The following is a 26,554-nucleotide window of genomic DNA, read 5'->3' as shown; positions in this document are numbered from 1 at the left end:
AGCGTATAGTAGTGACATCTTCGTTTAGAGATGTCGAACATAGATATATACAACGAAGAGAGAACAACAATGTCTATCCTTAGTTGGGACGATTTTGAAGATGATTCGCAAAAACCGGCTGCACCTGAACACAAGTCTGCGCCCGTCAACCCGGAAAAAACGCCTGATTCGCAGAATGTATCTGCTGCGCAGCCATCATCGCAGAGCGTGGCAGCTCCACAATCCACTGGAACCCATTCCGTGCGATCAACAAATCCAACCGATTCAATGGCTCGAGCATCTGAAGCCTTAGAACATTTGGATGTTGCTCCTGGCCTTGAAGAGTTAGAAATGGGCGCGCAACGCGTTCAGGTTGACGACAAAGCCATGATTAACTGTCGCGCCGACTTGAACCAGCTTGTTCCATTTAAATATGAGTGGGCTTGGCAAAAATATCTAGATGGTTGTGCAAACCACTGGATGCCTCAAGAAGTGAACATGAACCACGATATCGCACTTTGGAAGTCTGAAAATGGCTTAACTGAAGATGAGCGTACGATCGTTATGCGTTCTTTAGGTTTCTTCTCGACTGCGGACTCTTTGGTTGCGAACAACCTCGTATTGGCAATTTACCGTCACATCACGAACCCTGAATGCCGTCAGTACATTTTGCGTCAAGCGTTTGAAGAAGCAATTCACACTCACGCTTACCAATACTGTATCGAATCTTTAGGTATGGACGAAGGCGAAGTCTTCAACATGTACCGCGAGATTCCATCGGTTGCGCGTAAAGCAGCTTGGGGCTTGAAGTACACTCAATCGTTAAGTGATCCTACTTTCCACACAGGTACGCCTGAAAACGACCAACGTTTACTTCGTAACTTGATCGCGTTCTACTGTGTTCTTGAAGGGATCTTCTTCTACTGTGGCTTTACTCAAATTTTGAGTATGGGTCGCCGTAACAAGATGAATGGTGTTGCTGAGCAGTTCCAATACATTTTGCGTGATGAGTCTATGCACTTGAACTTTGGTATCGACATGATTAACCAAATCAAGATTGAGAATCCTCACCTTTGGACTGCCGAGTTCCAACAAGAAGTGATTCAAATGATTCTTGAAGGTACGATGCTTGAAATCGAATACGCACGTGACACAATGCCACGCGGTGTATTGGGTATGAACGCAAGCATGATGGAAGAATATTTGAAATTCATCTGTAACCGTCGTTTATCTCAGTTAGGTTTACCAGAGCAATTTGCTGGTGTAACTAACCCATTTGCGTGGATGTCGGAGATGATGGACTTACGTAAAGAGAAGAACTTCTTTGAAACTCGCGTAACTGACTACCAAACTGGTGGTGCGTTAAGCTGGTAAGTTTTACTGCTTTCCCAAAAAAGCCGCTCATCTAGAGTGGCTTTTTTATTACCAGAATTATTTAGGCTCAGCTCAAGCCTCATTTATTTATTCTTTATTCAATAAATATTTAATAATTTATACAAAGCTATTCTGACCTTAATCATATATAAGCTATATTCTTTTAATTTAAAAATAAATAATATAAAAATCTAAATTATTTATAAAAACAATTTAAAATACTAAAATAAAAATTATTGTTTTAAAAATAATTTTAGCAAATAGATAAAATAAGGTGTCGGCTGACCCACTCTGGCTTTTAAACGAACGAAAACTCAGCCGACGGCGTAGATATACCAAATTATTATTACAAAAACTTATATCCCTACGATTATTTTACAAATCCGAATAAATACTCAAGTAAAAATATCACAAAATTTATCTATATTATTTTTGTCACTCTCTTTATTTAAAGCGATAGTTTTAAGCCCTATAAATAAATTAAATTTATTTTAAAAACAAAAGGTTATAAACACAGCTACTTTAATTTTAAATAAAAATCATTTTATTTCAAAAAGATAAATCATTTTTTAAATACATATATTATTTTAATCTTAAAAATTTTTTATTAACTCAGTCCATTTTTTGTGTTTAAAAATGTTATTAAAAATAATCGTATTTTTTATTTTGTTGATTTTGAATATATTTACAAACTCGCTGTATCAGCCGTGACAAATTACACAACTTGACACCAAATAGTAAAAAATTAAATACTCTTTCTCAATTATGTGCTCTGAAACACATAATCAATAAATAGTAATAACAACATCTCAAACAAATCACATGGAAATAGATTATGTTTATTAAAAGTATTTTATCTTCGATTACTAGTATTATCCCACTTCCTGAAAATAGTAACACAAGCAGTAATTTAGGTAACGGCTCTGGTGACGGCCTACTTAATGGAATATCTTCCGGAAATGGCGAACACAACTATGGTATTGGCAATGGTATTGCCGATGACGCAAGCATTACAGCCCCAATTACCATTCCCCTCAACCTCTCTGGTAACTCAATTACACTCATAGGCAATTCATCTTCAAGTTCGGTGAATAGCTCTCCAACCACCACTTCAAATAACGTTAATGACAACGATGTAATAAATAATGGTAACGGCTCTACCATTGGTAGCGGTACAGGCAATGGCTCTGGTGACGGGCTTTTAAATGGCGCCGCTTCTGGTAATGGTGAACACAACTATGGAATCGGTAATGGTATTGCCGATGACGCAAGCATTACTGCCCCACTTTCAATTCCAATTAACCTTGCGGGTAACTCTATTACCCTAATTGGTGACTCATCTTCTAGTTCGGTCAACAACTCTGCAACCAATACATCAAATACCGTGAATGATAACGACACCACCTATAACGGCAATGGCTCAGGTGCTGGTAATGGTTTGGGCGATGGCTTGTTAAATGGAATTGGCTCTGGCAATGGCGAGCAAAACTACGGTATCGGAAATGGGATTGCGGATGACGCAAGTATTACAGCCCCAATTACGCTTCCTATTAACTTGTCTGGGAACTCAATTACCCTAATTGGCAATTCATCTGCAAGTTCTGTTAATTCCTCGCCAACTACAACGTCAAATACTGTGAATGACAACGACACCACCTATAACGGCAATGGTACTGGTGATAGCGGCGTGAACGCTCTGGGCGGTTCTGGCAATGGTTCAGGTGACGGTGCAGGTAATGGTATCGCTTCTGGCAATGGTGAACATAACTATGGTATTGGCAATGGTAACGGCGACGATGTTGATATTACTGCTCCGATTACCGGCGTTCTAAACATTTCAGGAAACTCATTTACTCTCATTGGTAATTCTTCATCAAGTTCAGTTAATACCGCACCAACAACCACATCAAATACGGTGAACGACAATGACACCATTGATAATGGTAATAGCGGCGGCACAGGTAGTGGTTCAGGCAATGGTTCTGGTGATGGTTTACTTAATGGCGCTGCTTCTGGCAATGGCGAGCATAACTACGGCATTGGCAACGGAAATGGTGATGATGTAGATATTACCGCACCAATTACAGGTGTTTTTAATTTCTCTGGTAACTCTTTCTCACTCATTGGCAATTCATCTTCTAGTTCAATTAATACTGCTCCAACTACGACCACCAATACAGTTAATGACAATGACGTGACTGATAATGGAAATGATGGAGGTGGACTTCTTGGTGGAAGTTCTGGAAATGGCTCTGGTGATGGCCTGTTAAACGGCGCTGCTTCTGGCAATGGCGAACACAACTACGGTATTGGTAACGGAAACGGTGATGATGCAGATTTCACTTTCCCTCTTACTGGTGTACTTAACTTTTCCGGCAACTCGCTTTCAGGCTTTGGCAGTTCATCTAGTGACTCGGTAAATGTTGCCCCTACCACAGCAACCAATACCGTCAATGATAATGACACCATTGATAATGCCAATACAGGCGGCTTTGGTGACGGTTCGGGCAATGGCTCTGGCGATGGAATTTTAAATGGTGCAGCGTCTGGTAATGGCGAGCATAACTATGGCATTGGTAACGGAAACGGTGACGATGCAGACTTTACGCTTCCATTTACTGGCGGCTTAAATATTCTGGGCAATGCTTTATCTAGTATAGGCGGTTCTTCGACCGACTCTATTAATATTTCACCAACAACTACTTCAAACACAGTCAATGACAATGACACTACCAACAACGGCAACACTTCAGGTGGTGTGATTGGTTCTGGCGACTCAGGCAACGGCTCTGGTGATGGCCTATTAAATGGTATTTCATCAGGTAACGGTGAACATAATTATGGCATTGGCAACGGTAATGGCGATGATGTTGACATTGTTGCCCCTATCACTACACCACTTAATGTATTAGGCAACTCTTTCTCATTTATTGGTGGTGATGGTACAGGCGATATCTTAGGTCCGATTACTGGCGTTATTGGTGGTATTGGCGGTGATGGAGATATCCTAAGTCCAATTACTGGCATTATCGGTGGCATTGGTGGTGATGGAGACATCCTAAGCCCGATTACTGGCATTATCGGTGGCATAGGCGGCATCGGTGGTGATCTAGGCGATAACCCACTTACAGGTATTATTCAAAGCGGTATTGACGTTCTACAAAATTTAGAAAGCCTAAAAACAGGTTTGATTAATACAGGTATTGATACGATTGCCGGAACAATCATTGGTGTGTTCCCTGATGCAGAGCACCCTGTCGGTGATTTTGCAGACCTTGGAAAACTACTTTTCGAGACTTCACGCGATAGTGTTAACGGTACGCTTGAGGCTATTTCTGACCTTGCAGGGGCTGATCTTGAGGGTGCAAGTGGCTCGATCACTGGTGTAATTGATACTCTTATTACCAATGGTTCAACGGCATCTACCATTATTCAGCATATTGTAGGTGATGACCTAGTCACTGAAAACGGTGGCCTCTTGGGTTCAATCACCACGATTATTGGTGGCGTTGACAGCGGCGACGGTGGTTTACTGGGTGGCCTAGATGGCTTAATTAGCATTAACTATGGCGACTCAGACAATAGTAATTCTGTAGATGTAGAAGATATTTTAGGAAATATCCTCGGCTCGGTAGGTTCAAATCAAGGTATTGCTGTTGGTGAACCTGATCCAACGGGCGGTAGTTTGATTCATACGATTTCACTTAACACAGTGAATCAGCTAACTGACCAACTTTTACATGCTTTACCGACTGTCTAATTCGTTCGTAAAGATATAACCCTTATAAAAGCACCTTTCAAATCTTGAGTTTGGAAGGTGTTTTTTATTAAAGAGCTTTTGACAGTAATACGCTCATGCTTATAGGTTATTAATCCAAATCTAAATACCCAAATACAGCCTTTTCAACTCGCTGCTGTAAAGAGAAGAAGTTCTCTAGAACACGCAAGAAGTCATAATTTCTTAAATATAATCAATCTTTACCCGAGTACAAAACTGAGCCAACTAAAACAGCTTGCCCTGCAATGCTAACTTGTAATATTGAATCTGTTTTCTCAACTGTCACTAAAACTCGCCCTGGTTTTTTTATTGCGAGACCTTGATACCCCCAATAGTTTACTTTCTGGTCACATTCGATTAAATCGTGATGAACAAGATACGCCCCCGCTGGACCATTTGCATTACCAGTTACAGGATCTTCATTAATACCGATTGCAGGTGCAAACATTCGACCATAGGTAATAGGTTCTTGCCTACTCCCTTCCAAGGCAAAGGGGAAAAAACCATTGCAACCTATTTCAGCACTAATAGCTTTCAATTTTTCATTGTTTGGAATTAATTCATCGAGCTTATTTCTGCTCAACATTGGCACCATCACCTTGGAATGCCCTGTCGTGACAACTTGTATTGGTAAGTCAGCAAAATCACTTTCACTCACACCCAATGCGCTTGCGAGTTCAGCCCTTTGATTAGCATTAAAAGGTGATAAAAACTCTACGCGACCTTGAGTCATTTTCACCAATAACGCTTCTGGACTTCCAAATATTGAAACGGGTAAATGACCTGCTCCTGTTTTTGCAATTAATGGATAGTCGGATTGGTGGCCTGTAGTTGCACGTAAAAAGTGAGTGGCGATTGTGGCATGTCCACAGATTGGGACTTCATGTGTAGGGGTAAAATATCGAACATGTATATCATGGCTTTGATCTTTAGGTGACAAAACAAAGGCAGTTTCTGAATACCCAGCGAATGCAGCAATATTTTGCATCTCTTGAGTCGTAAGATGGTCCGCATCTAGAACAACCCCTGCTCGATTTCCTGTATTTGGTTTGGTGGTAAACGCATCAACTACATAAATGGTCGTCATGGCAGAACTCCTCTGTTGTTAATATTGTGATCTCAGAAATAGCTCCTGCCATAACCAGAAAATCTTATTTAATTGCAACGACACATGCCTTAACTCTAAAAAGTTTATAGTCGTCTCATATAATGAGTTTTGAGTACTTGTAGTACTTGTTTGAATTGTATAAATCTAAACACTAGGGATACTATAGTTTTTATTGCAAACGCATTTTCTAAATATGGAAAGGTATGAACTGGGACGATACTAAAGTTTTGTTAGCTATTGGGCGAACTGGCGGGTTGAGCCGCAGTGCAAAATTGCTTGGTATTAGTGTTTCTACCGTATATCGCAGAGCCGTTGAACTCGAGAAAAGTCTCAATGCGATTCTTTTTTCTCGAGACAATGATGGCTATACACTCACCCACGTTGGAAAACATTTTTTTGCTTTGGCTGAAAAAGCAGAAGAGCATTTAATAGCGATGGAACGTTACAACGATCAAGGGCAACAATCATTGTTCCGCATTGCTTTACCTGAGTTAATCGGGCAACAGTTGCTTCAGTCAAAGCTAACAGCATTGCAATTGAAGCATCCAGATTTACAATTAGAAATCTCAACGAGTGTCGTTCCTGTTGATTTTTCCCGACGGGAAGCTGACATTATTCTTCGACTTGTGCGACCAGAAAGTGGCCGTTACATTATTCGGCGACTTGGCCAACTAGAATATGGGCTTTATGGTAGTAAAGATTATCTCGCCAGTTTCACAGAGCATGCTGAAACGGCTGATGACTTACTGAATCATCGTATAATCGGTTGGGACCGAAGCCTTCAATATACGTTTTTGGCACAATGGATGCGTGAACTCACTCAAGATGCGGCCCCTGCTTTGTCTTTTGATAACATGCACTCGCAACTACGAGCAGTCATTGAAGGACAAGGAGTTACAGCCCTGCCTTGTTTTGTTGCAAAGGCTTCGGGTTTAGTACCTATACTACCTATGCAAACTTTAAAACAAGATGTGTGGTTAATGCGTCATTTAGATACTAAGGATAGTGACTATTCAACGTTGATTAGCGAGACGATTGAAAAAGAACTACAAGAATATCTGTTGTGATAAGAATTAACTTTTATTCTGATATTTGAAAGCTTTTAAAAGTAATATTGAAACAACCACCACTAACCAGATTAAAATTAAATATCTAATCAATAAGGTGGGGAACATAACCCAATTCCACCAAGAAGCAATTTTTTCTTCACTTGTTGAAAAATTAATTACCCTCCCTTTTTCATCTTCAAAACAAATTCTAGTGACTACAATATATTTATTTTTAAAAAATAATGATAAATTAGGAAAAAAACCTCCCTCAACTTTAAGTAGTTTTCTAGGCTTATATAATTCACAAAATGAACCACTCTCATTTCTAAAATATGCACAATTAATAATATTTTTTTTATAATTATCTTTTATTATTAATGATGTCATACGCCCATGTTTGATATGAAATTCAGGTTCATAAACAACAAAACCCTCTTTTTTAGGGGTAAAAACTATACTTGGGTTAAGAGCACAAAGTATTACAATTAGACAAAAACTTAAGGTAAGAACAAGAACAAAATTTTTATAAATATACGAATATAATGAAAAAAATGGATCAACCACTTCCCTAGAGATCCACATTTTAAGTTTATAAATCACAACTATCCCCACTATAAAACAATAGTAAAAAAGCCAGAGGCTAATAAAACACCAATACTAAAAGCACTGATGAAATTAATAAATTTGACAACATATATATTTTTTAGATTTATATAGTTTTTAAATTGTCTCCCTAATAAAAACAACAAAAAGAATAAAAAATAAACTACAAATTTATTAATCGAATATAAATCATTAAAGTAGTTTATTCCTTTACTTCTTTTAGCAAGGAGATAAAACATAAAAACTGAGTAGCCTACTAAACCTAAAAAAAGCGAAGTAAATGCACTTACTTCTGCTTTACTCATAATTTCATTTTTCATAATTCCCCCAATAAAATATAATTATTTAATAAAATAAAAATGCCATTTTATAGCAAAATTAATAATCTTTAATATAGCTCTAAATAACCAAATACAGCCTTTTCAACTCGCTGCTGTAAATGATTTAAATCACTTTCCCCTACTATACCTGCTGCGTTAATCATTCCTTTACTTAAAGCAATTATATCTTGTGCAGCTATTTGCGCATGTGAAATGCCAGAACGTATAAACAGATCAGAAATTATGGTCTCAAGCTCATATTGAAGTTCACTTTCCTCAACATCTTTTCCGATAAGTTCAGAAGCAAACTCTAGAGTTCGCGCCAACTGTGGGCGGCTGAATTGATGTTGCACAGCAGCCTGAATGATGAGTTTTAGTTTTTCTTTTAAGTCAGCGGCTTCATGTTGCTGTATAGCCTCAACAATATGATTTGAAAGCTTGGCGCGTTCACGTCGAATTAACTCGACAATTAGAGTATCTTTAGAGGGAAAGTATTGATATAGGCTACCAATGCTTACGGCAGCAAGTTCAGCCACGGCATTTGTGTTAAATCCAGCAAAGCCTAACGTCTCCAAAATACGAGCAGCCGCCTCTAAAATAGCTTCAAAAGTTGCCACTGAGCGTGCTTGACGCGGGCGTTTGCGTGGGTCTGGAAGTGTTTCTGACATGGGCCGGAATGCGAGTATTTAATGTGAGTAATTACTCATATACTGACTGAGCCATGTTGGTATGACAAGAAAATCCTGTCTTTTCAGTTGAACTACAACTCGCCTCAGTCATGGAGTGGTTATGCCTAGAACCTATACTTTTTTTATTCATTTAAGAGCTTTGCCTGTTTGGTTGGCTTTAGCTCGGCAAAAGCGTGCTGAGTTTAGTGCACAAAAGCTTGAACCTATTTTTGAGAAGTACCCGACTGTAAAAGTTCGGTGGTATGACGTTGAAGCGTTTAGTACTAAAGCCAGTGATATTGCTGTGTTTGAGACGTCATCTTTGCAAGATTATTATTTTGTGATTGATGCGATCCGAGACTCTGAGTTGTGTACGGTGCCCTACTTTGAGTTTGTAGAGATTATTCCTGCAATTGAAGATGGGTATGTAGAGTATGAAAGTTCTTTATAAAAATTGTGAATAAAAAACCGCTATCTATTAGCGGTTTTTTATTGAGTCTTTAAGATTTAAATTGAAGTATCATTGATGAAACTAAACTATAAATACATCAGCTTTAATTAAATCATTCAAACTATTTACATTTGTTTGATTATTTAAAATTAATAGCTTAGTGGCTGAATAATTTATATCATTTCCATCTCTATCTAAACTTAGCGTAACTGTTGAACCGCTCTTTTCAAATGATACAAACTGATTGAGATTTTCTTTACTAGCTGGCCCAATAATTAACTCAGAGATATTGATTTTATCTCCTTGGGAAATATTAAAGTCTGACCATGTATCAACGCCATTACCGCCCGTAGCGTCATTTCCAAAACCTGCTAAAATTTTGAAAATTGCAGTATCAGCACCAATTCCGCCAGTTAGCGTGTCATTGCCCGCTCCGCCTTCAAGAAGATCGTTACCTTCACCACCGTTCAGGATATCATTGCCAGCTCCACCTTCCAGCCAGTCGTCTCCAGCTAAGCCATTTAAGGTGTCATCTCCAAGACCGCCCAACAGATTGTCCTTACCTTTCCAGCCATTCAGTACATCGTTACCTTCCGTGCCGTTAAGCGGTATGACAATATTCATTACATCTGCTGTAGTTAAGGTCTTGTCGGCAAAGAGAAAGTTGAAGTCCCGACTATAGGAATCGCTGTCACTTAGGTAGTTTTTAAAGGTCACTGAATCTTCTGTACCAAATGCCTTGATCACCAGATCATTGCCTACTCTCAGGAACTGGGCATCGGTAAAGTTGGCACCTTCAAATTTCACATCATTAAAGTACTGTAAATTGGTCCAGTCATAGCTTTTGTCATTAATAATGTCCTGTCCATGACCTGACTGGAAGATATAAATATCTTTCTCGTAATCACCACCTGTCATGACATCATTACCGCTACCACCAATCAAGGTATCCTGACCAGCACCGCCAGTTAGCGTGTCATTGCCCGCTCCGCCTTCAAGAAGATCGTTACCTTCACCACCGTTCAGGATATCATTGCCAGCTCCACCTTCCAGCCAGTCGTCTCCAGCTAAGCCATTTAAGGTGTCATCTCCAAGACCGCCCAACAGATTGTCCTTACCTTTCCAGCCATTCAGTACATCGTTACCATCCGTACCGTTAAGCGGTATGACAATATTCATTACATCTGCTGTAGTTAAGGTCTTGTCGGCAAAGAGAAAGTTGAAGTCCCGACTGTACGAATCATTGTCATTCAAGTAGTTCTTAAAGCTAACCGAGTCATCTGTACCAAATGCCTTGATCACCAGATTATTACCTATTCTTAAGAATTGGGCATCGGTAAAGTTGGCACCTTCAAATTTCACATCATTAAAGTACTGTAAATTGGTCCAGTCATAGCTTTTGTCATTAATTGTGTCCTGTCCATGACCTGACTGGAAGATATAAATATCTTTCTCGTAATCACCACCTGTCATGACATCATTACCACTGCCACCAATCAAGGTATCCTGACCAGCACCGCCAGTTAGCGTGTCATTTCCAGCACCGCCTTCAAGAAGATCGTTACCCTCACCACCGTTCAGGATATCATTGCCAGCTCCACCTTCCAGCCAGTCGTCTCCAGCTAAGCCATTTAAGGTGTCATCTCCAAGACCACCAAGCAGATTGTCCTTACCTTTCCAGCCATTCTGCACATCGTTACCTTCCGTGCCGTTAAGCGGTATGACAATATTCATTACATCTGCTGTAGTTAAGGTCTTGTCGGCAAAGAGAAAGTTGAAGTCCCGACTATAGGAATCGCTGTCACTTAGGTAGTTTTTAAAGGTCACTGAATCTTCTGTACCAAATGCCTTGATCACCAGATCATTGCCTACTCTCAGGAACTGGGCATCGGTAAAGTTGGCACCTTCAAATTTCACATCATTAAAGTACTGTAAATTGGTCCAGTCGTAGCTTTTGTCATTAATAATGTCCTGTCCATGACCTGACTGGAAGATATAAATATCTTTCTCGTAATCACCACCTGTCATGACATCGTTACCGCTACCACCAATCAAGGTATCCTGACCAGCACCGCCAGTTAGCGTGTCATTTCCAGCACCGCCTTCAAGAAGATCGTTACCCTCACCACCGTTCAGGATATCATTGCCAGCTCCACCTTCCAGCCAGTCGTCTCCAGCTAAGCCATTTAAGGTGTCATCTCCAAGACCACCAAGCAGATTGTCCTTACCTTTCCAGCCATTCTGCACATCGTTACCTTCCGTGCCGTTAAGCGGTATGACAATATTCATTACATCTGCTGTAGTTAAGGTCTTGTCGGCAAAGAGAAAGTTGAAGTCCCGACTATAGGAATCGCTGTCACTTAGGTAGTTTTTAAAGGTCACTGAATCTTCTGTACCAAATGCCTTGATCACCAGATCATTGCCTACTCTCAGGAACTGGGCATCGGTAAAGTTGGCACCTTCAAATTTCACATCATTAAAGTACTGTAAATTGGTCCAGTCGTAGCTTTTGTCATTAATAATGTCCTGTCCATGACCTGACTGGAAGATATAAATATCTTTCTCGTAATCACCACCTGTCATGACATCGTTACCGCTACCACCAATCAAGGTATCCTGACCAGCACCGCCAGTTAGCGTGTCATTTCCAGCACCGCCTTCAAGAAGATCGTTACCTTCACCACCGTTCAGGATATCATTGCCAGCTCCACCTTCCAGCCAGTCGTCTCCAGCTAAGCCATTTAAGGTGTCATCTCCAAGACCGCCCAACAGATTGTCCTTACCTTTCCAGCCATTCAGTACATCGTTACCATCCGTACCATTAAGCTGTATGGTAAGACTTGTAAGTTCCGTAGTAGAGGCCGTCTTGTCTGCAAAGATAAAGTTAAAATCTCGACTATAGGAATCGCTGTCACTTAGGTAGTTTTTAAAGGTCACTGAATCTTCTGTACCAAATGCCTTGATCACCAGATCATTGCCTACTCTCAGGAACTGGGCATAGGTAAAGTTGGCACCTTCAAATTTCACATCATTAAAGTACTGTAAATTGGTCCAGTCATAGCTTTTGTCATTAATAATGTCCTGTCCATGACCTGACTGGAAGATATAAATATCTTTCTCGTAATCACCACCTGTCATGACATCGTTACCACTGCCACCAATCAAGGTATCCTGACCAGCACCGCCATTCAACGTGTCATTTCCAGCACCGCCATTCAGTGTGTCATTGCCGTTATCACCATTCAGTACATCATTACCTGAACCTGTAATCAACGTGTCATTGCCATCACCACCGTTTAATACATTTTTACCTTCACCACCATCTAAAAGATCATCACCTGTATAACCTGTCAGTGTGTCATCCCCTAGGCCACCAATCAGAACATCCTTACCTTTCCAGCCATTCAGTACATCGTTACCATCCGTACCATTAAGCTGTATGGTAAGACTTGTAAGTTCCGTAGTAGAGGCCGTCTTGTCTGCAAAGATAAAGTTAAAATCTCGACTATAGGAATCGCTGTCACTTAGGTAGTTTTTAAAGGTTACTGAATCATCTGTACCAAATGCCTTAATTACAAGATCATTGCCTACTCTCAGGAACTGGGCATCGGTAAAGTTGGCACCTTCAAATTTCACATCATTAAAGTACTGTAAATTGGTCCAGTCATAGCTTTTGTCATTAATAATGTCCTGTCCATGACCTGACTGGAAGATATAAATATCTTTCTCGTAATCACCACCTGTCATGACATCGTTACCACTGCCACCAATCAAGGTATCCTGACCAGCACCGCCATTCAACGTGTCATTTCCAGCACCGCCATTCAGTGTGTCATTGCCGTTATCACCATTCAGTACATCATTACCTGAACCTGTAATCAACGTGTCATTGCCATCACCACCGTTTAATACATTTTTACCTTCACCACCATTTAAAAGATCATCACCTGTATAACCTGTCAGTGTGTCATCCCCTAGGCCACCAATCAGAACATCCTTACCTTTCCAGCCATTCAGTACATCGTTACCATCCGTACCGTTAAGCTGCATAGTAAGACCTGTGATTTCCGAAGTAGAGACCGTCTTGTCCGCAAAGATAAAATTGAAGTCCCTACTGTACGAGTCATTCTGATCGAGGTAATTTTTAAAGGTTACTGAATCATCTGTACCAAATGCCTTGATCACCAGATCATTGCCTACTCTCAGGACCTGGGCATCGGTAAAGTTAGCACCTTCAAATTTCACATCATTAAAGTACTGTAAATTGGTCCAGTCATAGCTTTTGTCATTAATAATGTCCTGTCCATGACCTGACTGGAAGATATAAATATCTTTCTCGTAATCACCACCTGTCATGACATCGTTACCACTGCCACCAATCAAGGTATCCTGACCAGCACCGCCATTCAACGTGTCATTTCCAGCACCGCCATTCAGTGTGTCATTGCCGTTATCACCATTCAGTACATCATTACCTGAACCTGTAATCAACGTGTCATTGCCATCACCACCGTTTAATACATTTTTACCTTCACCACCATCTAAAAGATCATCACCTGTATAACCTGTCAGTGTGTCATCCCCTAGGCCACCAATCAGAACATCCTTACCTTTCCAGCCATTCAGTACATCGTTACCATCCGTACCGTTAAGCTGCATAGTAAGACCTGTGATTTCCGAAGTAGAGACCGTCTTGTCCGCAAAGATAAAATTGAAGTCCCTACTGTACGAGTCATTCTGATCGAGGTAATTTTTAAAGGTTACTGAATCATCTGTACCAAATGCCTTGATCACCAGATCATTGCCTACTCTCAGGACCTGGGCATCGGTAAAGTTAGCACCTTCAAATTTCACATCATTAAAGTACTGTAAATTGGTCCAGTCATAGCTTTTGTCATTAATAATGTCCTGTCCATGACCTGACTGGAAGATATAAATATCTTTCTCGTAATCACCACCTGTCATGACATCGTTACCACTGCCACCAATCAAGGTATCCTGACCAGCACCGCCATTCAACGTGTCATTGCCCCAACCACCATTCAATGTGTCATTATTTTTAGTACCATTTAAAGTATCATCTAATTTTGTTCCGATAATAAAACCTGATTGTTCTAATATTTTTAGATCAACTTTAGATGCTAAATCGTCCCATAACCCTTGTTCAATTACTTCATTTAAGAATTGAATTAATAATGTTTTTCCTTCTGGTAACCAATTGGTTAAAATATCAGGATGATAATTTACTAAATCACTTAAATCAGTAAATGCTTTCTCTGGGTTAATTATAAAAATTTGCTCTAATTTTTCCTGAATCCCAGAATAATTAAATAACTGAGTTGGATCTGTTGCTTGTAAATTGAGTTCAATTTCTGCCAGATAATCATCTAAGCGAGTTTGATAAAGCAAGCCCGTATAAATACCTTCTTTCAAACTCACATATGCATTATTTATAATATTAAAAACATTTTTAATATCTGCTTCATTTTCATAATAAATCTGTGAAGGTTTTGAACCAGAAAATGCATCTAATATTGGAAGCATATGATGAATTTTATCCAACATTGCCTGTGATTCTTTTGACAATGGTGCTGCTAAAGTAACTATTGCCGCTTGTCCTGGTGTTAATGCGATACCTTCATTAGCAGTTTTAACCCAAGATACCATTCGCACTTCATTTGCTTCTTTAAAATCTGGATCAGTTTTTGCCCAATTTAAAATCAATTGGTCTAATAAATCGTACTGCTCAGCCTTAGTTTCTGCATTTGAATAATTTTTTAATGTTTCTGCTAGCTCTGGAGATAAAGCGGCAGCTTCTCTAAGATCACGAACACGTCCAGCACCTTGTAGATTAGCAGCTTGTTGTTGTTCTGCTGTTAGTTCGATAGCGTTATTAAAACTGCTGTAGATACTATTAAAACTAAAATTGACGTCTCCCATTATATGGCTTTGACCATCTAGAGTTTCAAAGCTTCCAGTTTGAGCCAAGATGTTGTCATTACCCAACGCAGTATCAGTATTCGTATGATTTAAATTTAAAGATTGAATGCCTAACTCAGTTAAACCAAATAATTCATTCGTCTGACTAACTCCATCTTGGTTTAGGTCACGCCAAACTTTAAGCTGCTCAAAGTTTGTATCTTCAGCATTTACTTTACCATCGCCATTACTGTCAAACTCAGCTAGAGCAGCATAACCATTACTTGCTTGACTACCATCCTTCAAAGTTACACTGTCACCAAATAACTCACTACCATCATTAATGACACCATCACCATTGCGATCCAATACTAGGATACCGTCATCCGAACCAACCCAACCTGTTGATGTACGGATACCATCATTATCATGATCGAATAACACACCAGCCCATTTATTGGCAGCAATCGTTTCAATACCATCCCCATCTAGATCTAAGACAACTGGATCATAAATATGATACTTCTTTACACCATCGCTGTTTCGATCGATATTTTTCCAAGGATTCCAATCATCTGGGAACCAACTATAGAACTCTTTTGACCACCCTTCTAATACTTCGCCAGCAAATCCAGCCATTAAACCAGGATCTAGTTCGGGGAATGTTCCATCGTGTTGCATTTTCTGTATTTCTGAAAGAGCATTAGCTAAAGCATCTGCTATTTGCGGCCCTTTTTCTGCAACATTAGAACTTGCACCAAGAAATCCTGAAAGTCCATTCAATGCAGTACTTAAACCAGGTTTATCTACAGCGAGAGCTACAAGGCCAGTTGCTGTAGACATTGCTGCCAGAGTATTTGCAATTGCTCCAGAATAATTTCCTTGATCTATATTGATCATAGCCTGAGTCAAAGCTGCACCAGTTAAGGTCGCATCAACTTGATATTTTAAACCAGTTAAACCTGCTACTGCTTCAGGACTTTTTGCAATCTTTGCAAATTCGATCGTAAAACCTAAACCTGTTGAAATTAATGAAAGCTGAGCTATTTGCTGGTCAATACCTTTACCATCTCCCTGTGAAATAGCTGAATTTAAATCATTAACAGTACTATATAGTTCATTTGCCTGTATAATTAAAGAAGAACCCATTAAAACCCCTAATTGAAATATTTTTAGTATAAAGTCATTAAAAAATTACGTTTTAAATCTATCCTCCTGATCAATTAAAATAAAAATATTATAAAGTAATAGTAAAAAAGAAAGATGCTAATAGAGTCCCACCAATAAAAGCACCAATTCCCCAAAGAAAATTTACAAAAGATGTTTTATTTTGTTTTACATATTTTTTTGCTTGACGTAATAAAATAAATTGCAAAAAAACTAAAAAATAAACTACAAGTTTATTAACTGAATATAAATCATCAAAATAATTTATTCCTTTACTTCTTTTAGCAAGAAGATAAAACATAAAAATAGAGTAACTAGTTAAACCTAAAAAAAGTCCGACAAATCCTCGCACATCTGACTTACTCATAATTTCTTTTTTCATAAGCTCCCCAATAGAAATATAAATATTTAATCAAATGCATTATTTTAAAGTAAAATTAGCAAGAAAAAATTTAATTATCAAATTAATTCTTCATTTTTAATGAGCTCCACAATATGGCAAATATTCTAAAAAAGATGTATATAACTTATTTTTTATATTCATAAGAAGACATCTCTAAGTTAAATATTATACTGCACATAGTTTTTTCAGTGTTCTAGAGCATTGCCCACTTGGTTGGCTTTAGCTCGTGAAAAGCGGGCTGAGTTTAGCGCACAGAAGCTTGAACCTATTTTTGAGAAGTACCCGGCTGTAAAAGTTCGGTGGTATGACGTTGAAGCGTTTAGCACTAAAGCCAATGATATTGCTGTGTTTGAGACGTCATCTCTGCAAGATTATTATTTTGTGATTGATGCGATTCGAAACTCTGAGCTTTGTACAGTGCCCTACTTTGAGTTTGTAGAGATTATTCCTGCAATTGAAGATGGGTATGTAGAGTATGAAAGTTCTTTATAGCAGTTATGAATGCCCTTAATTAGATCTTAGGTTGTTATATGTACATAGCCAAATTACTGATTTTTATATATGATTAAAAAAACTTAATACTTTTTTATACATGGATACTAAAAAGAAAGGCGATATTTTTGAAAACTTTGTTTTTAACTACGTTTCAGCTCTAATCCAAAAAGGTTATATGGGGCTTAATCCAAGTCACACTAAAATTTACAAGCAAAAGAAATATTATTCAAAGGATCGAGAGGACTACATTATCTTTGATGTAGCTATTGAAGTTTTCTTATTTGATCAAAAGGAACCATATTTAGTAATCCTAATTGAATGTAAAAATTATGAAAAAAACGTTCCTGTGGACGATATTGAAGAGTTTTCAACCAAAGTTAGTCAAGTCGGAAAACATTATACAAAGGCTATCTGCATTACTAAAAATGGCTTTCAGAAAGGAGCATTAAATGTTGCAAAAAATAGAAAGATAGGGCTGTGGAGAATTACAGCTAATGATAATCATGAAGTTATATTTAATAGAACTATTAATAGAATAAAGAATAACGATGAAATCATAAGTAATGCGCTCACTTCAGAAAATTTACAAGATATTTCTGCTACGAATATCTTTATTCAGACACCACTACGCTTTACAAGCATTCCAAAAGATTTAATTTATGATTTCCTTTCTTTGCAGAAAGATGTGTCTCCAAAAGAATTTTTCACACAACACCGTGTAAATTCATACTCTAAAACTATCCCTTATAAATCTAAAAAAGAGTTAAGTATCCTTGCAGAAAACTTATTTGATAAATTTTATAAAAACGATGAGATAGATTTAAATGAAATAATAAATACTCTAGGTTATAAACTTATTGAGATTGATACTCCCGAACATCCAAATATTATTGGTAAGCTAGAAACTAAATTAAAAACTATTACCATTTTTGGAGTAGGGTTCTATTCTCAACATCAAATTAATTTTGCAAAAGCACATGAAATAGCACATATTTTTCTTAACCATAGCAAATATATAATTTCAGAGAACTTTTCACCAGCTATGGAATCTCACTCTATAGATATAGAAATTACCCAAAATATTGATCGACTAGAATTTCAAGCAAATTATTTTGCGGGTTGCTTACTACTGCCTGAAAATCGATTAAAAGCAACTTTAAACTATTATTTACGCCTTTATGGAATCAGAAATAGAGGTTTCTCGCCATTATATATTGATTCACAACCCTGCAATTTTGAAAATTATAGTAGAATCATTTTACCTATGACTGGAATTTTTAATGTTTCTCAAGAAACAATGAAAATTAGACTCACAGAATTAGGTTTAGCTCAATTCGCTTTTCAACCTACTTCTACTCATAAGGTAACGAGGTCATATATAGATCGGTTCTAAGCCCTCCCCCAAAACCTCTCCAACACCACATCCCGTTCATCCACACTATTTGAGCTTAAAACCTGTAGTAGCAAACCATCGATCAGGTTTAAAACCATGTCTGCATCAAATTTGAAAGCACGAGTTTCACAGCTAAAAATCAGGTCAAAAAGTTCCCGATGTAGCCATTTTCGGTATTCAACTGCCATACGGTAGGCCTGCGGATACAACCGTTTTATTTCAAAAACTGCTTTAAGCAGCAAATGGTACAGACTGTTTAAGTTGGTATGTAAAACAATAATTTCTTTGAGTTTATCTTTTTGGGTGTAGTAACGGCTTGAGTAAATAATCGAGAGCACTTCTTCTTTGAGTAGGCTTTTTTGAAAGGCGATGCACATTTCAATTAGGCGTTCTTTAGAATGGAAGTAGTTGTAAAATGTGGCTTTCGGTATTTTGGCTTCTTTGATAATCAGGTCTACGCCTGCATTATGAAATCCATGCGTAGTAAAGAGTTGGATGGCAGTTTGCACCACCTGTAATTTTTTGGAAGATATTTCTAAAGTTGGCATTGTTTTACCGTTATAAATTCTTGTTGTTTCTAAATGAGATAAAAAGCCTGTGCCCTTTCTGGGAGAAAAAAAGGCACAGCAAAGCCGTAAGACGGTGCTTGGCACATCTCAAGTTTTGTTTTGCTAAGTTTTAAGTAAAAATGACTTAAAGCCTGAAAACCTTATGGCGTTCAAGCTGCTGTAATTTTTTAAGCTGTGTCGTTATAGCTTTTGGCGCTCAAGGCCAAGAAATGATGGATGTGCATAGCCAACTCCTGATTTTGGGAGTTCTGCCAAAGCATTCATTTGGAATTATGGTGGCAGAACGAGCAAGGGTTAGCAGACTGATAGTAAGAAATCAGCACACCCGAAGGTGTCCCTCACTCGTCCTACCGCAACGAGCGAGGGACGATTGATACACATAAGACTACTCCTCAGAAGGAATAATCTGATGCTCTTACTATGCGGTCTGCTAAAACCGGCTGGCAATGTGGCCAGCACGCAAAGCATAATCTGAGAGTTTGGATGTGTCAATGTGGCTTTAATAACAAGTGTTTAAATTTCTTATTGTTTTTCATTAGATTAACTAAATTATTATTTAAGATATTATATTTAATTATATTTTTAAATGGTTGTGTATTACTGACTATATGTGGAACAGATGTAAATTAAGTAATGGTGACAGGACAAAAGTGGAGTAGCAGACTGACTCAAGAACCAGTACGCACAGAGGCGTCCCCACTTTCACCCTACCATAATGGTAATGAAGCCCACCCAGTTATTCTTAAAGAATGGCGGCGAAACGAAAGAAGGTTAACAGACTGGCTTTGAGTACCCAGCACGCACGAGGCGTCCTTCTTTCATTTCGCCATAATAGAGAAGTTTCCACCAATCATTTTCAAATAATGGCAGTAGAACGAAAGGAAGTTGACAGACTGCCCCAAGGATTCAGTACGCACTAAGGCGTCTCCCTCTCGTCCTACCATAGTGGTAAGCAGACGAGAATAATTTGGAAGACTGCTTGTGTCAATATTGAAAAATAACGTAAGTTATTAAATTTATTATTATTTTTTAGATTTATTAAATTATCATTTTAAATTTTATAAAAAGTGGAATTAGACAGTCTCTGTCTGCCCCACTTGGTGATAAGCACGGTTAAAGTAAACCAAACTTTGGTCATGTTGGCTTTGTTTAATCGCCACAATCGGACATATAAAAATCGTGTGTGTGCCGACTTGTTGAATTTGCTCAATCTCACAATCGAAGCTCACCAAAGCATCTTCCAACACAGGTGCGCCTGTTTCTAACTCAATCCATTCGCCATGTTTAAAGCGTTCTTCTGGTGTGAGCTTAGATGAAAATGCTTTTGAAATATGTTCGTGGTGCGCGCCTAACACATTTACGGTTAAGATTTTGTTATCTAGGAAATGTGCATGTGAACTCGCAGCTTGGTTCATACAGACCAATAATGTCGGCGGTGTGTCAGTCACACTACAAACAGCAGAGGCAGTAAATCCAAAACGGCCAGACATGCCTGCCGTGGTCACAACACTAACCGCACTTGTGAGTAAAGACATTGCATTTCTAAAGTCTGTTGCTTGAACCATGACATTATTCCTAAATTGAACCGTACCTTGTCCTGTGTGTTTGCTATACCGCCCAACTCCATCAGGAAGGTACTATCGACATGCGATCTGATTAGAGCGACATGTAGTAAGTAAAATGAGGGTTACTTGTTTGATTATCAACCACCATCAAAAAAGTAACCCTTTATACCACTTATTGGTAAATATTAAGCAGTAAGATCATAACCCGTAAGTTCTCGGCGAACGATTTCTGCACCTGCACTTAAGGCATTTAGCTTGCCGCGTGCCACTTCACGAGAAAGAGGTGCCATACCGCAGTTTGTGCACGGGTAAAGCTTGTCAGAGTCTACAAACTGAAGCGCTTTACGTAGTGTGTTGGCCACTTCTTCCGGTGTTTCAATCTGGTTCGTTGCAACATCAATTGCGCCGACCATGACTTTTTTACCACGAATAAGTTCAAGCAAGTCGATTGGCACACGAGAGTTGTGACATTCTAACGAGATGATATCAATGTTAGAAGTTTGAAGTTTCGGGAAAGCTTCTTCGTACTGGCGCCATTCTGAACCGAGTGTCTTTTTCCAGTCAGTATTGGCTTTAATACCGTAACCATAGCAAATGTGCACCGCAGTTTCACATTTTAAGCCTTCAATTGCACGCTCTAAAGTTGCAATACCCCAGTCATTTACTTCGTCAAAGAAGACGTTAAATGCAGGTTCATCAAACTGGATAATATCTACACCAGCAGCTTCTAACTCTTTCGCTTCTTGGTTCAAGATTTTGGCAAATTCCCAAGCAAGCTTTTCACGGCTCTTGTAGTGACCATCATAAAGCGTATCAATCATGGTCATTGGGCCAGGTAACGCCCATTTAATTGGTTGATCAGTTTGCTGACGTAAAAACTTTGCATCTTCAACAAATACAGGCTTTTGACGAGACACCGCACCTACCACAGACGGTACGCTTGCGTCGTAACGGTCACGAATACGAACTGTTTCGCGCTTCTCAAAATCTACGCCATTTAAGTGCTCAATAAATGTCGTCACAAAGTGTTGGCGGGTTTGTTCGCCATCGCTGACAATATCAATGCCTGCAAGTTTTTGCTCGTGAAGTGCTAAACGTAGCGCATCTTTTTTACCTTCAATTAAGCCTTCGTTTTCGAGTTTCCACGGCGACCAAAGCTTTTCAGGTTCTGCAAGCCAAGACGGTTTAGGTAAGCTGCCAGCAGTTGAAGTCGGTAATAACTTTTTCATAATAAATGACCTATATGTTGATTAATTAGGAGCGTAATTCGCAGACCACTGCTCAAGAATCGCTTGGTATGGTTTGATAAATTGCTCTTCAACAAACTTCCCCTGCTCTATAGCCAAACGGCTACGTTCTTCACGGTCATACACAATTCGAGTAAGTGAATAATCTTGGTGCTTCAAGCTTGGTTGATAAGACTTTCCAGCCACTGAATTTGCATTGTAAATTTCAGGACGGTAAATCTTTTGGAACGTTTCCATCGTGCTGATGGTACTAATCAACTCAAGGTTGGTGTAATCACTCAACAAATCGCCCGTAAAGTAGAACGCTAACGGCGCAACGCTATGCGGCGGCATGAAATAGCGAACCTTTAAGCCCATTTTTTGGAAATATTCATCAGTTAATGAATAGTCCTCTTGCTTGTATTCAACACCCAAAACAGGATGTTCGTTTTCAGTACGGTGATACACCTTACTTGTTGAAACGCTTAGGCAAATGACTGGTGCCTTTTTAAAGTTGGCTTTATAAGTCTCAGAGTTAATAAAGCTCTTAAATAAGTTACCGTGTAATTCGCCAAACTTTTCTGGCGTGCTAAACGTAGACTTGTTTTTGTTGTGGTCTAACAACAGCACACTAAAGTCATAGTCACGTACATAAGACGAGAAGTTGTTACCTACAATGCCCTCGATGCGTTCATTGGTCTTTTTATCAACAATATTGGTTTTCAATATTTCGATTAAAGGAAGCCCGCTAGTACGGTTTTCGGCATCAATATTCATTTCAACTGAAATGATTTCAAGTTCAACGCCATAGCGGTCGCCCTTAGGGTTGTCCCAATGAGCTAAGGCATTGAAACGATTGTCGATCATCCGTAATGTGTTGCGCAAATTTTCTTCGCGGCTCATCCCTCTCGCCAAGTTAGCAAAGTTGGTTGTAATACGCGTATTGTCTGCTGGACGATAGTTCTCATCGAAACAAATACTCTTAATCGTAAATGTAAATTCTTTACTCATTGTGATCAGTACCCTAATTTCTGAGATAAACCTAAAAAATCTTTTTGCTCTTTTTGAACTTTCCAACCTTGTCAGTTTTGTGCCTTATGGTCTTATCAAAAGTGAATAACTGGAGCGCTTCAGAGCATGGATAGATTTATACCGCAATCACAACATGAATAAAAATGATTTAGTCTCATTCAAAACTGAGTGAAATTCATGTTTAGGGTTTAATAAATAAGTATGAAGTTAAATATTTTTCATCTTAGGGAATTTTAGACAGCAGAAATTCAATATACAGCACTCGCTTTGTTGTGCCTGAAAATTTAGAATTTATGATTATTTTCAGTTAATTAAATCATTTTTCTTTAAATAAAACAGATAAGCCTAGAGCAATTTATGTTGACTCTCATTCATCTCTGCTTTTAGCCATTCTAAAAATATGGTTTTGCGTGGATCTTCCTCAAAAGCACTATGAGAAAGTAAAAAATAGGCTGAATTATCTCGCACAACAGGTGAATTTTTTTTCAGTAAGTTCCACTCAAGCTCTTTTTCAATCATATAAATTGAGATGACCGTTGCGCCAAGTCCAGCCAAACAGCCTTCTAAACATAGGTAAAAATGTTCGAGTTCAACTTTGGTGTAGCCTTTTAAGCTTTGCTTTAACTCAGCAATGCGACTCATGTTTTTGAAAAAATTTGGTCTAGAAGTCGAAATGAGTACGTCGTTGGTTTCCGATGGCTTAGTTGCTTGAACTAGAGCGATATATTCATCGGCAATCTTTTCGCCATAAATATGCTCTCCCCAATCAAAGTCATTTCTGCAGAGTATAACAGCCTGCCCAAAGCTGGCCTGACCGATCTACCATAATGAGCATAGCTGATCAGACCTTTTATGCAAAAAAGCCGCTTTAGAGCAGATGTTTTCTATCCTCTTTTGAATTAAACAGACTTCCATATCTGCCACCGAGTTTGCGGTGTAACACATTTAACAATGTGCTAAATCAATTAATAAAGATAACAAAGTGTTGTCAACACATTATTTAATTGCTCGTAGTAAGGTGTTATGTCAAGATAGCAAGGTGTTATATCTACTAACACCTTGTATCAAATGATCTTCGGCTATGTATGATCATTAAGCTTTATCAAAATTAATTTTTATATAAGTTATTGATCAATTTATCTTTTAGGATTTTAAAGACAATTTATGAAAATTGAATCGTTCGCAGTTACTGGGTTGCATGGTACACGTGGTCCAATTTATCTAGAGTTTCATAAAGATTTGAATATATTGTCTGGCAGAAACGGTGCTGGTAAAACAACAATTCTTAAAATGATGTGGTATTTCATTAGTGGGAATTTAGAAAAAGCATTAATTGAAGTTCCATTTAAATCTGCAACTTTAAAAACAGATTTATATACTATCTCTGTTACTGTCAATGATGGTCAAGATAAACCTTATGAGGTAGATTTTAAATTTAATGATAGCTTACCTATAAAACCATCATCATTATATGACATAGGATTTGAGAAAATGAATCCTAGAGTTAAACATGTTATTACTAAATATCTTGGTAGTTCATATTTTTTCCCTACATTTAGAATAATTGAAGGTGGATTTACTATTGAAAAATATGATATTAAGCATGAGTTATTGCAGTCTTTTTTAAAAAATAAAAATAATAGCGATTCAGATTCAATTGACTTATTAAATAATTTCAAAGCATTGTCAAGTAAGCTTTCTCAAAATGATCATGGATTTATTACATCTGTATCAGCATCAAATATTAATGAAATACTCATTAGTAAATATGCAGAAATAATGTCTTTAATTCAGCCATACCAAAATGAGAGACGAAAATTAACTGAAGAAATTATAGAAAATGTATCCTTAAAAGATGGAAAGGTTATTATCGAAAAAGGTTTGGAAATTGATAAAGTTGCCTCATTTCAAAATAAAATGAGTGACATCGAAGAGCAGATTAATTTTTTTAGAAAACCTTTAAAACGATTCCATGATTCAATGAAATTTTTCCTGCATAATTATGAATTTCATTTCAGTAAAAATGTACAATTTACTGATGATAGATTAAATGATGAAAGAAGAGACCCTACCAACTTTGAAAAATTTTTGGGTATTGATTTAAGACAAAAATTTCAAGATTTAAATGTTTTATCTTCGGGTGAAAAACAAATTTTAACACTGATTAGTTACAATTCTTTTTTTGACAATACAATATTTTTTATAGATGAACCCGAAATTAGTTTACACGCAGATTGGCAACGTATTCTTTTTAGAATTTTGATGAAACAGAACCCAACAAATCAATTTATCATTAGTACTCATTCACCTTTTATTTATAGTAAATATCCTGATAAAGAACTTTGCATTGATCCAAAATCTGACCGTGGAAATGAGGATGGTTCTTTATAATGAGTGAAGCGGTTAAGGAACAAGAGGCAATTGATACATATGTAGCTCAAATCGAGCGCTCAAATCTTTTTACTATTGTGATTGAAGGTAAAGATGATCTTCTTGTCTATAGAGAATTTGAAGCAATTTATGATGAGTTAAATTGCTTTGTAAGTGTGCTACCTGTAGGAGGACGAAATACTGCACTTGGTATTTTTAAAAAATTAAAAAACACTTCCCATATCAACCGTACAATTTTTATTGTCGATCAGGATGAATGGATAATAAAAGGTAAAGACCCTGTTTATAATCATGATCGTATTATTTGTACGCATGGTTATTCATTTGAGAATGATATTTTTATTGATGGAAATCTTGAAAATGACATGCAAACAAAAAATCCTATAGTTTTTAATAATGAATTACCAATAGTTTTACAATGGTACGCACTTGAAATGAGCCGTATTTTAAGTAGTAAACCAACTGCAAATCTAAAAATGCATATTGATAATTTATTTAATCAAGCATCTATTTATACTGTTCCACAAAGTGGGGAAATTTTCCCAACACCATTATTTTCTCGTTTGCAGTCAGAATACCCTCACTTATTAAGAGGTAAGACATTATTGCAATTTTATATAAGAGTAATGAACAACCGACCGGGTTTTAAAAATGCTCATAGTGTTATCTCTACTGTAGAAAATGTTACTAAACATAAAGGTTCTTGTTTGAACCGTATCTTTCAGGAAGTTGATAATTTAGTTAAAACATCCTAAATAAAAAAGCCGCTTAAAGCGGCTTTACTTATAAAGCTTTAACACAAGTACCTACCTCGACATTTGTGTTTATTGTATTGGCAGTACAACCGACTAAAAGTAAAGTAATTAATAAAATTCCATTTGTCATTAAGAGTCCTCCAACTCAGGAGATAAATTAAGATTTGGAATAAGTTCTATTTTATGTCTATTAGGTGTGATCCTGCTTTTTACTAATTTTCAGTAGAGCCGCTTAATTTTTCAGCACCTTTTTAATCTATTACTGTTAATATAAAAATACATGATAGATTTCCCAATCCTTCATATCTC

At 37.8% G+C, this 26,554-nt stretch carries 18 protein-coding genes and 1 pseudogene; 8 read left to right on the top strand and 11 right to left on the bottom strand.

The annotated features are described in order from the left end of the window. Positions 1-69: 69 nt before the first annotated feature. Positions 70-1,353: a ribonucleotide-diphosphate reductase subunit beta gene (locus EGT34_RS14735; RefSeq protein ID WP_000025827.1), complete on the top strand. Its 1,284-nt coding sequence runs from the start codon at positions 70-72 to the stop codon at positions 1,351-1,353. Positions 1,354-2,188: 835 nt separating this feature from the next. Continuing rightward, entirely contained in the window at positions 2,189-5,113 is a 2,925-nt protein-coding gene (locus EGT34_RS14730) for a beta strand repeat-containing protein (RefSeq protein ID WP_000470112.1), read from the top strand. Positions 5,114-5,324: 211 nt separating this feature from the next. On the opposite strand, the gene EGT34_RS14725 is transcribed toward EGT34_RS14730, so the two are convergent. Next, the gene (locus EGT34_RS14725; RefSeq protein WP_000208332.1) at positions 5,325-6,218 is read right to left on the bottom strand and encodes a PhzF family isomerase; all 894 of its coding nucleotides are present in this window, start codon (positions 6,216-6,218) and stop codon (positions 5,325-5,327) included. A 224-nt stretch (positions 6,219-6,442) separates the two neighbouring features. On the opposite strand from EGT34_RS14725, the gene EGT34_RS14720 reads away from it, so the two are divergent. After that, entirely contained in the window at positions 6,443-7,306 is an 864-nt protein-coding gene (locus tag EGT34_RS14720; RefSeq protein WP_001103917.1) for a LysR family transcriptional regulator, read from the top strand. Positions 7,307-7,312: 6 nt separating this feature from the next. Here the strand turns inward: EGT34_RS14720 and EGT34_RS14715 are convergent, their stop codons facing one another. The 3 genes from EGT34_RS14715 to EGT34_RS14705 all read right to left on the bottom strand — a co-directional run bounded on the left by EGT34_RS14715 (position 7,313) and on the right by EGT34_RS14705 (position 8,879). Then, a complete protein-coding gene (locus EGT34_RS14715) occupies positions 7,313-7,888 on the bottom strand; it encodes a hypothetical protein (protein WP_024437612.1) in 576 nt (191 codons plus the stop codon). An 11-nt stretch (positions 7,889-7,899) separates the two neighbouring features. After that, entirely contained in the window at positions 7,900-8,211 is a 312-nt protein-coding gene (locus tag EGT34_RS14710; RefSeq protein ID WP_000787022.1) for a hypothetical protein, read from the bottom strand. 68 nt (positions 8,212-8,279) lie between these two features. Next, positions 8,280-8,879: a TetR/AcrR family transcriptional regulator gene (locus tag EGT34_RS14705; protein ID WP_000005244.1), complete on the bottom strand. Its 600-nt coding sequence runs from the start codon at positions 8,877-8,879 to the stop codon at positions 8,280-8,282. Between the two features lie 121 nt (positions 8,880-9,000). Here EGT34_RS14705 and EGT34_RS14700 point away from each other — a divergent pair, with 121 nt between their 5' ends. Further along, positions 9,001-9,330: a darcynin family protein gene (locus EGT34_RS14700; RefSeq protein ID WP_001138355.1), complete on the top strand. Its 330-nt coding sequence runs from the start codon at positions 9,001-9,003 to the stop codon at positions 9,328-9,330. Between the two features lie 81 nt (positions 9,331-9,411). Here EGT34_RS14700 and EGT34_RS14695 read toward each other — a convergent pair whose 3' ends face one another. Then, positions 9,412-16,398 carry a calcium-binding protein gene (locus tag EGT34_RS14695; protein ID WP_049867298.1) on the bottom strand — a complete coding sequence of 2,329 codons (6,987 nt, stop codon included), beginning with the start codon at positions 16,396-16,398 and terminating at the stop codon, positions 9,412-9,414. Positions 16,399-16,486: 88 nt separating this feature from the next. Continuing rightward, positions 16,487-16,798, bottom strand: a complete 312-nt coding sequence (locus EGT34_RS14690) for a hypothetical protein (protein ID WP_000711501.1) — start codon at positions 16,796-16,798, stop codon at positions 16,487-16,489. 222 nt (positions 16,799-17,020) lie between these two features. Here EGT34_RS14690 and EGT34_RS14685 point away from each other — a divergent pair, with 222 nt between their 5' ends. Both EGT34_RS14685 and EGT34_RS14680 read left to right on the top strand, forming a co-directional pair. Beyond that, positions 17,021-17,311 (top strand): darcynin family protein, encoded by a 291-nt coding sequence (locus EGT34_RS14685; RefSeq protein WP_071543110.1) that lies wholly within the window; start codon positions 17,021-17,023, stop codon positions 17,309-17,311. A gap of 100 nt (positions 17,312-17,411) precedes the next feature. After that, the gene (locus tag EGT34_RS14680) at positions 17,412-18,707 is read left to right on the top strand and encodes an ImmA/IrrE family metallo-endopeptidase (RefSeq protein ID WP_000379939.1); all 1,296 of its coding nucleotides are present in this window, start codon (positions 17,412-17,414) and stop codon (positions 18,705-18,707) included. Here EGT34_RS14680 and EGT34_RS14675 read toward each other — a convergent pair. From EGT34_RS14675 to EGT34_RS14650, 5 genes and pseudogenes are all read right to left on the bottom strand, one after another. After that, positions 18,704-19,255, bottom strand: coding sequence for a TetR/AcrR family transcriptional regulator (locus EGT34_RS14675; protein WP_001142566.1), 552 nt, complete (start codon positions 19,253-19,255; stop codon positions 18,704-18,706). The genes EGT34_RS14680 and EGT34_RS14675 overlap by 4 nt on opposite strands. A gap of 1,094 nt (positions 19,256-20,349) precedes the next feature. After that, positions 20,350-20,841: a flavin reductase gene (locus EGT34_RS14665; protein ID WP_000249482.1), complete on the bottom strand. Its 492-nt coding sequence runs from the start codon at positions 20,839-20,841 to the stop codon at positions 20,350-20,352. A gap of 185 nt (positions 20,842-21,026) precedes the next feature. Beyond that, positions 21,027-22,070 carry a methionine synthase gene (locus EGT34_RS14660; RefSeq protein ID WP_000735351.1) on the bottom strand — a complete coding sequence of 348 codons (1,044 nt, stop codon included), beginning with the start codon at positions 22,068-22,070 and terminating at the stop codon, positions 21,027-21,029. 21 nt (positions 22,071-22,091) lie between these two features. Next, positions 22,092-23,078 carry a DUF1852 domain-containing protein gene (locus EGT34_RS14655; RefSeq protein ID WP_000031355.1) on the bottom strand — a complete coding sequence of 329 codons (987 nt, stop codon included), beginning with the start codon at positions 23,076-23,078 and terminating at the stop codon, positions 22,092-22,094. A gap of 366 nt (positions 23,079-23,444) precedes the next feature. Beyond that, positions 23,445-23,891 (bottom strand): annotated as a pseudogene (locus EGT34_RS14650) (LysR family transcriptional regulator); the annotation flags it as partial. A 372-nt stretch (positions 23,892-24,263) separates the two neighbouring features. On the opposite strand from EGT34_RS14650, the gene EGT34_RS14645 reads away from it, so the two are divergent. Next, on the top strand, positions 24,264-25,490 hold the full coding sequence (locus EGT34_RS14645) for an AAA family ATPase (protein ID WP_000687861.1): 1,227 nt from the start codon (positions 24,264-24,266) through the stop codon (positions 25,488-25,490). Continuing rightward, positions 25,490-26,245: a DUF4435 domain-containing protein gene (locus tag EGT34_RS14640; RefSeq protein ID WP_001287627.1), complete on the top strand. Its 756-nt coding sequence runs from the start codon at positions 25,490-25,492 to the stop codon at positions 26,243-26,245. Before EGT34_RS14645 ends, EGT34_RS14640 begins: the two co-directional genes overlap by 1 nt. Positions 26,246-26,554: the final 309 nt, after the last annotated feature.

Origin of the sequence: Acinetobacter sp. FDAARGOS_558 (assembly GCF_003937785.1) — a bacterium.
Classification (GTDB): domain Bacteria; phylum Pseudomonadota; class Gammaproteobacteria; order Pseudomonadales; family Moraxellaceae; genus Acinetobacter; species Acinetobacter baumannii.
This window is presented reverse-complemented; position numbering and strand designations above follow the sequence as displayed.

What these genes read in the sequence shown, in the direction of transcription:
- EGT34_RS14735 (WP_000025827.1), top strand. Translation starts at nt 70, where the DNA reads ATGTCTATCCTTAGTTGGGACGATTTTGAAGATGATTCGCAAAAACCG.
- EGT34_RS14730 (WP_000470112.1), top strand. Translation starts at nt 2,189, where the DNA reads ATGTTTATTAAAAGTATTTTATCTTCGATTACTAGTATTATCCCACTT.
- EGT34_RS14725 (WP_000208332.1), bottom strand. Translation starts at nt 6,218, where the DNA reads ATGACGACCATTTATGTAGTTGATGCGTTTACCACCAAACCAAATACA.
- EGT34_RS14720 (WP_001103917.1), top strand. Translation starts at nt 6,443, where the DNA reads ATGAACTGGGACGATACTAAAGTTTTGTTAGCTATTGGGCGAACTGGC.
- EGT34_RS14710 (WP_000787022.1), bottom strand. Translation starts at nt 8,211, where the DNA reads ATGAAAAATGAAATTATGAGTAAAGCAGAAGTAAGTGCATTTACTTCG.
- EGT34_RS14705 (WP_000005244.1), bottom strand. Translation starts at nt 8,879, where the DNA reads ATGTCAGAAACACTTCCAGACCCACGCAAACGCCCGCGTCAAGCACGC.
- EGT34_RS14700 (WP_001138355.1), top strand. Translation starts at nt 9,001, where the DNA reads ATGCCTAGAACCTATACTTTTTTTATTCATTTAAGAGCTTTGCCTGTT.
- EGT34_RS14695 (WP_049867298.1), bottom strand. Translation starts at nt 16,398, where the DNA reads ATGGGTTCTTCTTTAATTATACAGGCAAATGAACTATATAGTACTGTT.
- EGT34_RS14690 (WP_000711501.1), bottom strand. Translation starts at nt 16,798, where the DNA reads ATGAAAAAAGAAATTATGAGTAAGTCAGATGTGCGAGGATTTGTCGGA.
- EGT34_RS14680 (WP_000379939.1), top strand. Translation starts at nt 17,412, where the DNA reads ATGGATACTAAAAAGAAAGGCGATATTTTTGAAAACTTTGTTTTTAAC.
- EGT34_RS14675 (WP_001142566.1), bottom strand. Translation starts at nt 19,255, where the DNA reads ATGCCAACTTTAGAAATATCTTCCAAAAAATTACAGGTGGTGCAAACT.
- EGT34_RS14665 (WP_000249482.1), bottom strand. Translation starts at nt 20,841, where the DNA reads ATGGTTCAAGCAACAGACTTTAGAAATGCAATGTCTTTACTCACAAGT.
- EGT34_RS14660 (WP_000735351.1), bottom strand. Translation starts at nt 22,070, where the DNA reads ATGAAAAAGTTATTACCGACTTCAACTGCTGGCAGCTTACCTAAACCG.
- EGT34_RS14655 (WP_000031355.1), bottom strand. Translation starts at nt 23,078, where the DNA reads ATGAGTAAAGAATTTACATTTACGATTAAGAGTATTTGTTTCGATGAG.
- EGT34_RS14645 (WP_000687861.1), top strand. Translation starts at nt 24,264, where the DNA reads ATGAAAATTGAATCGTTCGCAGTTACTGGGTTGCATGGTACACGTGGT.
- EGT34_RS14640 (WP_001287627.1), top strand. Translation starts at nt 25,490, where the DNA reads ATGAGTGAAGCGGTTAAGGAACAAGAGGCAATTGATACATATGTAGCT.